Raw genomic sequence first — 7,730 nt, 5'->3', positions numbered from 1 at the left:
CCGGAACGGCAGCCGCTCCGGCCCCGCGACGTCGATCGTCCCGTCGGCGGGCGCGCCGACGGCCACCGCGGCGAGCGCCGCGGCCACGTCCGCCGCCGCGATGGGCTGGAAATCCGCGTCCGGCACGACGATCCGGTCCCCGACCGCGAAGGCTTCGGCGATCGTCGCGACGAACTCGAAGAACTGGGTGGCGCGGACGATAGTGTAGGGAAGGCCCGAGGCCGCGATCAGCCGCTCCTGCGCGACCTTCGCTCGGAAGTAGCCGTTGCCGTCCGCGCGGTCCGCGCCGACGATCGAGAGGGCGACGTGGTGCTTGACGCCCGCCTGCCGGCTGGCGGCGAGGAGGTTGCGGCTCGAGCGCTCGAAGAAGTCGCGCACCGCCGCGTCCTCGAAGGAGGGCGCGTTCGCCACATCGACCACGGTGTCGGCGCCGGCGAGAACCCGGGCCAAGCCGGCGCCGGTCACGGCGTCGACGCCCGTGCTCGGGGAGGCCGGGACGGCCTCATGGCCCGCGCGCCCGAGCTCGGCCGTCAGGTGCCGGCCGATCAACCCGCTGCCGCCGATCACCACGATCTTCATGACGTCTGTCTCCCGCGCGGACCGGGCCGAGGGGCACCCTGCCGCTCCGGCGTCCCGGTCGGCGACAGGACGATGCAGCATCCCGGTTTGTGACATCCCGCCGCAAAAAGCGACGGCCGCGGCGTTGCGAGAGGCCGCGACCGGCGCTACGGAGGCCCCCCGCCGGAGCCGAGACGCCGATGAGACTGACCCTGACTGCAACGCCGCCCCGCCTTGCCGCCAGGACCGTCTCTCCGCATGCCAGCACAGCTCTCCCTCCTGAATCTCGCGTGGACCGCGCCTGACGGGCGCGCCGTCCTCTCCGGCATCACCGCCAGCTTCGCGCGGGAGCGCACCGGCATCGTCGGCCGCAACGGGGCCGGCAAGAGCACGCTCCTGAATCTCCTGGCGGGCCGCCTCGCGCCGACGGGCGGCAGCATCCACCGCGACGGCACGGTCGCCCTGCTGCGCCAGTTCGCCGGCCCGACCGCCGACGAGACCGTCGCCGACCTGTTCGGCGCGACGGCGGGCCTGGCGCTGCTCCGCCGCGCGGAGGCCGGTGCGGCGGAGGCCGACGAGCTCGCCGCCGCCGACTGGACCCTCGCGGAGCGCCTGACGGGAGCGCTGGCGCGGATGGGCGTGGCGGTGGGCCCCGACACGCCGCTCCGGCGCCTCTCCGGCGGGCAGCGCGCCCGCGCGGCGCTGGCGGCGGCGATCTTCGCCGCGCCGGATTTCCTGCTCCTCGACGAGCCGACCAACGACCTCGATCGCGACGGGCGGCGGGCGGTCCAGGAACTTCTGCAGGGGTGGCGCAGCGGCGCGATCGTGGTCAGCCACGACCGGGCCCTGCTCGACGCGATGGACGCGATCGTGGACCTCGCGCCGGGGGAGGCGACCCGCTACCGGGGCAATTTCGAGGCCTTCCGGCAGGCCAAGGCGACGCGTCTCGCCGCGGCCGAGCACGACCTCGCGGTCGCCGAGAAGCGGGCGACGGACCTCGCCCGCCGGGCGCAGGAGCGCGTCGAGCGCCAGCAGCGCCGCGACGCGGCTGGGCACCGCCGCTCCGCGAAGGGCGACCTGCCCCGGATCCTGGCCGGGGCTCGCCGGGACAACGCGGAGCGGACGGCGGGTGGGAGCGCGCGCCTCACCGAGCGCCAGCGCGCCGGCGCCGAGGCCGATCTGGCGGAGGCCCGGGACCGGATCGCGGCGGTGAAGCCGGCCGCGATCGCGCTCCCGCCGAGCGGGCTCCACGCCGACCGGCGCGTCCTCGCGCTCACCGACGTGACGGTCGGCTACCGGCCGGGACAGCCGGTCCTGCGGGACGTGTCCCTCGCGGTCACGGGGCCGGAGCGCGTCGCCCTCCGCGGGCGGAACGGCTCGGGCAAGTCGACCCTGCTCGCGCTGGTCGCCGGCCGCCTCAGCCCGTGGTCGGGCCGCGTCTCGGTCGGGGTGCGCGCCGCGCTGCTCGACCAGCGCCTCGACCTCCTCGACCGCGACCGGACCGTGGGGGAGAACTTCGCGCGTCTCAATCCGGAGGAGGACGCGAACGGGTGCCGGGCGGCGCTGGCGCGATTCCAGTTCCGGGCGGCGGCCGCGGACCGCCCCGTCGCGGCGCTGAGCGGCGGCGAGCAGGTCCGGACCGCCCTCGCCTGCGTGCTCGGCAACCGCGCGCCCCCGCCCCTCCTGATCCTCGACGAGCCGACCAACCACCTCGACCTGGACGCGGTCGAGGCCCTCGAGGCCGGGTTGGCGGCCTATGACGGCGCGCTCCTCGTCGTCAGCCACGACGCGGCCTTCCTGGACGCGGTGGGGATCACCCGGCGCGTCGACCTCGACGACCTCGACGACCGGCCCCGCGCCTGAGGGCCAGCACCCGCAGCGGCGGCGGTATGGGAGGCGGCCGCCGCCCGCCGGAACAGCCGGGCCAGAGCGGCTCAGGGCCGCGTCGACGGCGGCGCGGGACGAGGACCGCACGGCGCTCGTCGAGCCCTCGGCGCGCGTGGCGCGCCTCCCCTCTCCCGTTCGGGAGAGGGACAGGGTGAGGGAGGAGAATTATCCGGAGAGATCGCATCCCTCACCCCAGCCCTCTCCCGCACGGGAGAAGGGGCATAGCGCGGCTGTCTCGACCGGAGTCGTCCTTCCAAACCGTCGCAACACGATCGGGAGCAGCTCTAGCGCGCCCGTCAGAGGTGGCCGGTCCGGATCGTCTGGCGGCCGCGCGGGTGGCGGGCGGCCCGACCGCCGGCCTGTCGGACACCGTCCCGCCGCGTCCGCGGGATCACTCGGACCCGTCCCGAGACGGCGCCGCCGGATCGAGCCGGAGGGTGAACAGGCGCAGGACGGTGCGGCCGCCGCGCACGGGCCCGACGGCCACGATCCGCGCCCCGCCGGACGGCGCGGCCCGGACGACCGCCTCGGAGGCGAGGCAGTCGCAGGGCAGCGCGCGGGTCATCTGTTCCAGCCGGCGGGCCACGTTGACGGTGTCGCCGACCGCCGTGAACTCGACGCGCTCCGCCCCGATGACGCCGATGAAGACCGGGCCGCGATGCAGCCCGATGCCGACCCGCACCGGTGGCAGGCCGGCCTGCCCGCGCTCCCGGCTCCAGGTCGCCATCGCGGCCGCGAGCGCGCGGGCCGCCGCGACGGCGCGACCGGCATCCCCGGGCGCCGCGTCCGGCACGCCGAACACCGCCATCACCTCGTCGCCGACGAACTTGTCGACGAGGCCGCCCGCCGCCTCGATCGCCCGCGCGGCGCGGGACCGGAACGCGGCGAGGAACGCCGCGACCTCGCCGGGCGCCATGCCCTCGCAGAGGCGGGTGAAGCCGCGGATGTCGGCGAAGAGCACCGTCGCCTCCTGCTCCCAGCCGGGGCGCCGGGCGGCGCGATCCGTCTCGGCGACCCATCGGGCGACCGTCGGCGCGGTCAGGCGCGCGAGGTTGTTCCGCTGCCGCGTCGCGGCGCACGCCGCCCCGCGCAGGCGCTGCACCCGCAGCGAGAGCCACGCCAGGGCGAGCCCGCCGAGCCCGATCGCCACGGGCTCCGGCGTCGTCGTGGCCGCGAGCGCCAGGAGCAGCGGCAGCGCCGCCGCGGCGAGGAGCCGGCCGCGCTCCGCCGCCGGGACGGCGAGGCGTCGGCGGAGGGGAACCGCCCGCGCCCGTCGCCCGATACCGCCCGCGAGCCCGGGACAGGCGTCCGCCGTGTCCGCGCGGGGCTCCCGCAGCGCCATGGCGGGCATCAGCAGCGCGAGCAGACGCGGGCGATGATGCGCTGCGCCCGGGAATGCTCCCGCTCCACGGCGGGGGAGCGGAGGTCTAGATCCGTCCGGAACGGGCGTGCCCGGGCGATCACCGCGACGCTCGGGACGTCGGGCTGCGCGAAGCGCGGGATTGGCTGCGCCGGCGCGGCGGTCGGGGCCGCCAGGACCGTCAGCAGCGTCCCGAGCGCGGTGGCCGCGGCGGCCCGTGTGCAGTGTGAGATCATGGTCTCGTGCTCCTCGTGGTGGAGCGTCCGAAGTAAAAATCCGATCTTTCACCGCGATTTCGGCGGATCGGAAAACAATGACAGCAGACATGCGGGGCGATCGACGGACGGGCTCGGGATCGTTGCCGGGACGGTCGTGACCCGGGTCCGGGCTCGTCGCCCCGACAGTTGCCCCGACAGTCGCCCCGACACGCGAACGGCACCCGGTCCGCCGGACCGGGTGCCGTGATGGGCGCGGATGCGGGGGCCGTCCGCGCCGGGCTGGTCCCGGGACGGTCCCACGCCGGGTGCGACGGACGCTCAGGCGGCGCTGCGCGCGCGGCCGCCGTGGCTGGACAGGAGCCGCAGGATCTCGGCCTTCGCGTCGTAGGCGGCGAACTCGGCGGCGAGGCGCCGCGCCTCCCGGCGATGGCCGGGCGCGTCGAGCACGGTCCGCACCGCCTTCCGGATCGCCTCCGGCGTCGGGTCGTTCGCGGCGAGGTCGATCCCGGCCCCCGACCATGCGATGCGGGCGTTCACGTCGGCCTTGTCCTCGGTGAGGCCGGCGGCGACGAGGGGGATCCCGTGGCTCAGGGCCTGGTTCACGCTCCCGTAGCCGCCGTTGGTCACCATGGCGTCGACCCGGGGCAGCAGCCACTCGAATGGGAGGTAGGGCGAGAGCCGCGCGTTGGCCGGGATCGGGCCCGGGATCGCGTCGAGTCCCCGGCCGCCGCCCGTCACCACGGTCAGGATGTCGGGCTCATCGGCCAGCGCCCGGAGGGCGGGGCCGATGAGCAGGCCGAAATCGTGGTTCGCGACCGTGCCCTGCGTGACCAGCACGACCTTGCGCGCGCCGTCGAGGTCGCCCGCCCAGGGCGGGAGCGCCGCCTGCCCCGGGACGATCGGCAGCGCCCCGATGAAGCGCACCGTCGGCGGCAGCGGGAACGGGTACTCGAAACTCGGGACGGTGAGCTGCAGGTAGGTGTCGGCGAGCCGCACCACCGCGTCGAACAGCGGCCAGGGCGGGGCGGCCCGGCCGAGTTCCGCCAGCTTGGCGGCGAGGCTCAGCCCGACCGGCCGGTCGACCGCCGCCTCGTAGGCCTCGGCGATGCGGCCGTAGGTGGCTTCCTGCTCGGGCGTCTCGGCCGGCGGGAGACCCAGGAAGGCCGGAGCCCGGTCGGGCCGCGCGCAGTGCAGGATCGACGTGCCGCACAGGACGATGGCGGGGCGCTCCGCGCGCGGCCCCAGCAGCAGCGGCAGGGCGCCGAAGAACATGTCGTCGCCGATCACCAGCGAGGCCGGGAAGGCGCGGAGCGCCGCGCGCAGGCCGCGCGCCTGGTCGGGGATGCGGTCGACGAACACGCGCTCCATGGCGACGCGCAGCCAGTCCGGTCCCGGCGCGATCTCGGCCAGTTCGGGCACGACCGCGCGGAGGTCGCGGCCGTCGAAATCCGCCGCGCCCGGCAGGGCCATGAAGCGGGCGCCGGCCGCCACGATGCGGTCGCGGAAGGCCGAGCCCGAGAGGACCATGACCTCGTGGCCGTCCGCGATCAGCATGTGGGCGATGGCGAGGAGGGGATTGAGATGGCCCGTGGCGGGCGTCGAGCAGAGGAGGACCTTCATCGCTTGTCCTTTCCGTGGGGGGCGTGAGGGCGCCGCGATCGCGGTGCGATCGCCGGGGCGTCCGGGAGCGAGGCTGGGGGCGGCCCGTTACGGCGTCGCTGCGGGGCGGGGCCGAAGCGGCTACGGCTGCAACGGGCGCGCGGGGGACGCGCGGGAGACGGCGCGAAAGCGTTGCAACGGTCCGGAGGGGCGCGACTCCGGTCGAGGTAGCCGCGCCCTGGCCCCCTCGCCCGTGCGGGAGAGGGGACCTCGCTACGCGCGGCGAAGGGCTCGGCGAGCGCCGCCGTCCCCATCCGGTCGGGAACGGCGCTAGGCGGCGACCCGCAGCGCGTCGATGCGGCGGATGCCGCTGTGGCCGCGGAGGACCGGCATCGCGCCGGTCAGGCGCAGGCGCGGGGCGAGGCGCAGCACGGCGCCCAGTCCCTCCTCCAGCTCGACCCGCGCCAGGGCCTCGCCGATGCACCTGTGCGCGCCGCCGCCGAAGACCGGATGGAGGCGCGGTAGGTCGGTGCGCCGGATGTCGAACGTGTCGGGACGCGCGTAGACCGTCTCGTCCCGCATCGCCGACAGCGTCGAGAGCAGCATCAGGCTTCCGGCCGGCACGACGTGCCCGTCGAGGGGAATGTCCTCCCGGGCGACCCGGCCGGCGGAGCCGGCGCTCGGCTCGTAGCGGAGCGACTCCGCCACCGCGGCCGGGATCAGGTCGGGATCGCGGCTGACCGCCGCCCACTGCTCGGGATGCTGCAGCAGCAGCGCCACCTGCATGGCGCCCGCGACCCGGGTCGTGTCGGTGCCACCGATGATCATCTGCACGAGCTGGATCACCACCTCCTGCGGCGTGAGCTCGCCCGCCGCCTCGGTCTCCGCGAGGAAGCGCGACAGGAAATCGGCGCGGGGCGCCGACCGGCGCGCGGCGAGGATCCCGGCCACGTAGTCCTGCAGCGCGACCGCCGCCGCCTCCAGATCCGGAATGTCCTCCGGTCCGAAGGTGAAGCTCAGCACCCGGGAGACCTCGTAGGCGAGGTGCGTGAACCGCGGGATGTCGTCGCGCGGCAGGCCGAGGATGTCGGCGATGACCTGGGCCGGGATCTGCGCGGTGTAACGCGCCACGAGGTCGACCTCCCCGTCCCCCAGCCAGTCGCGGACGAGGCCCTCCGCGGCGACGCGGATCCGGGGCCGAAGGCCCTCGATCAGGCGCGCCGCGAAGGTGCGGGTGAAGGGCGAGCGGCGCCGGCGGTGGACCGCGCCGTTGGCCGTGAGCATGCCGTGCGCGAAGATGTCGAACAGCGCCCCCTCGGGGATCGCGCGCGATTCCGGATAGAGCGTCTCCGTGGCCTGGGCGCGAGGGTCGCGCATCAGCAGGTCGACGTCGCGGGCGCGGAGGACGAGGACGCCCGCGACCTCGTGGCCGACGAAGGGCAGCCGCGGCCGCCAGGCGCGGTAGACGCCGTGCGGGTCGGCCTCCAGCTCCGCCACCGTGAGCGTCGGGACGCCGGTCAAGACGCCGGTCGGGGCTTCGGGCGGGCCGGCCTGTCGCGTCAGATCTTCGGTCGCATTCATCTGTGCGTTCTCGCTGCTGTGTTGCGCGAGAACTCTCGGAAGCCCGGACTACAGGATGATTGCGGGAGCTGGGCCGAACATTACAGCCATAACATGCGCCGCGCCGGCGGCCCGGTCGCAGCCGCGGCCGCCTTGTGCGGAAGAGCACGCCGATCGCCGCGCGGATGGTGTGTGAGATGTTCCGAAATCATGCCGTAACTTGACCCTTCGAAAAAGGCGCCGCTTCGCAGAAGGAGAAGTCCTCATGGTTGCAGGGCTGGCGAATACGGACGACGTCTTCGAGACGCTGCTCCGACGGACGATCACGGACTTCGTGATCGGCGGTATGGACCACGGGATCCCGGACGAGGACGGCCTGATCGTCCGCCTGAGACAGTACGAGCAGCGGGCGCGCCAGGAGCAGCTGAGCTCCCAGACGCTCCAGGTGATCTCGTCGGCGCGGCGCCTCCTGGGCGACCGGACGGAGGCGGGCCGGGCGTCCTGACGCGCTTCGCGCGACGGGTCGCGGGACGGCTCCGCGGAGGGCG

At 75.3% G+C, this 7,730-nt stretch carries 7 protein-coding genes; 2 read left to right on the top strand and 5 right to left on the bottom strand.

Going from position 1 to position 7,730, the window contains the following annotated elements:
* On the bottom strand, positions 1 to 579 hold a 579-nt coding region (locus ACLBYE_RS03275; RefSeq protein ID WP_447693024.1), incomplete at its 3' end, for an SDR family oxidoreductase.
* A gap of 237 nt (positions 580 to 816) precedes the next feature.
* Here ACLBYE_RS03275 and ACLBYE_RS03270 point away from each other — a divergent pair.
* Complete coding sequence (locus tag ACLBYE_RS03270) at positions 817 to 2,421, top strand: ATP-binding cassette domain-containing protein (protein WP_447693023.1); 1,605 nt, start codon at positions 817 to 819, stop codon at positions 2,419 to 2,421.
* A 415-nt stretch (positions 2,422 to 2,836) separates the two neighbouring features.
* Here the strand turns inward: ACLBYE_RS03270 and ACLBYE_RS03265 are convergent, their stop codons facing one another.
* From ACLBYE_RS03265 to ACLBYE_RS03250, 4 genes are all read right to left on the bottom strand, one after another.
* Entirely contained in the window at positions 2,837 to 3,787 is a 951-nt protein-coding gene (locus ACLBYE_RS03265; RefSeq protein WP_447693022.1) for an adenylate/guanylate cyclase domain-containing protein, read from the bottom strand.
* Between the two features lie 8 nt (positions 3,788 to 3,795).
* The gene (locus tag ACLBYE_RS03260; protein WP_447693021.1) at positions 3,796 to 4,041 is read right to left on the bottom strand and encodes a hypothetical protein; all 246 of its coding nucleotides are present in this window, start codon (positions 4,039 to 4,041) and stop codon (positions 3,796 to 3,798) included.
* A gap of 300 nt (positions 4,042 to 4,341) precedes the next feature.
* Positions 4,342 to 5,643: a glycosyltransferase gene (locus ACLBYE_RS03255; RefSeq protein WP_447693020.1), complete on the bottom strand. Its 1,302-nt coding sequence runs from the start codon at positions 5,641 to 5,643 to the stop codon at positions 4,342 to 4,344.
* Between the two features lie 309 nt (positions 5,644 to 5,952).
* Entirely contained in the window at positions 5,953 to 7,203 is a 1,251-nt protein-coding gene (locus ACLBYE_RS03250) for a cytochrome P450 (RefSeq protein WP_447693019.1), read from the bottom strand.
* 244 nt (positions 7,204 to 7,447) lie between these two features.
* Between ACLBYE_RS03250 and ACLBYE_RS03245 the strand changes: the two genes are divergently transcribed.
* Complete coding sequence (locus tag ACLBYE_RS03245) at positions 7,448 to 7,687, top strand: hypothetical protein (RefSeq protein WP_056532465.1); 240 nt, start codon at positions 7,448 to 7,450, stop codon at positions 7,685 to 7,687.
* Positions 7,688 to 7,730: the final 43 nt, after the last annotated feature.

This window comes from Methylobacterium sp. A52T, assembly GCF_053346095.1.
The sequence above is the reverse complement of the archived record's forward strand: the minus strand, read 5'-3'. Positions and strand labels throughout refer to the sequence as shown.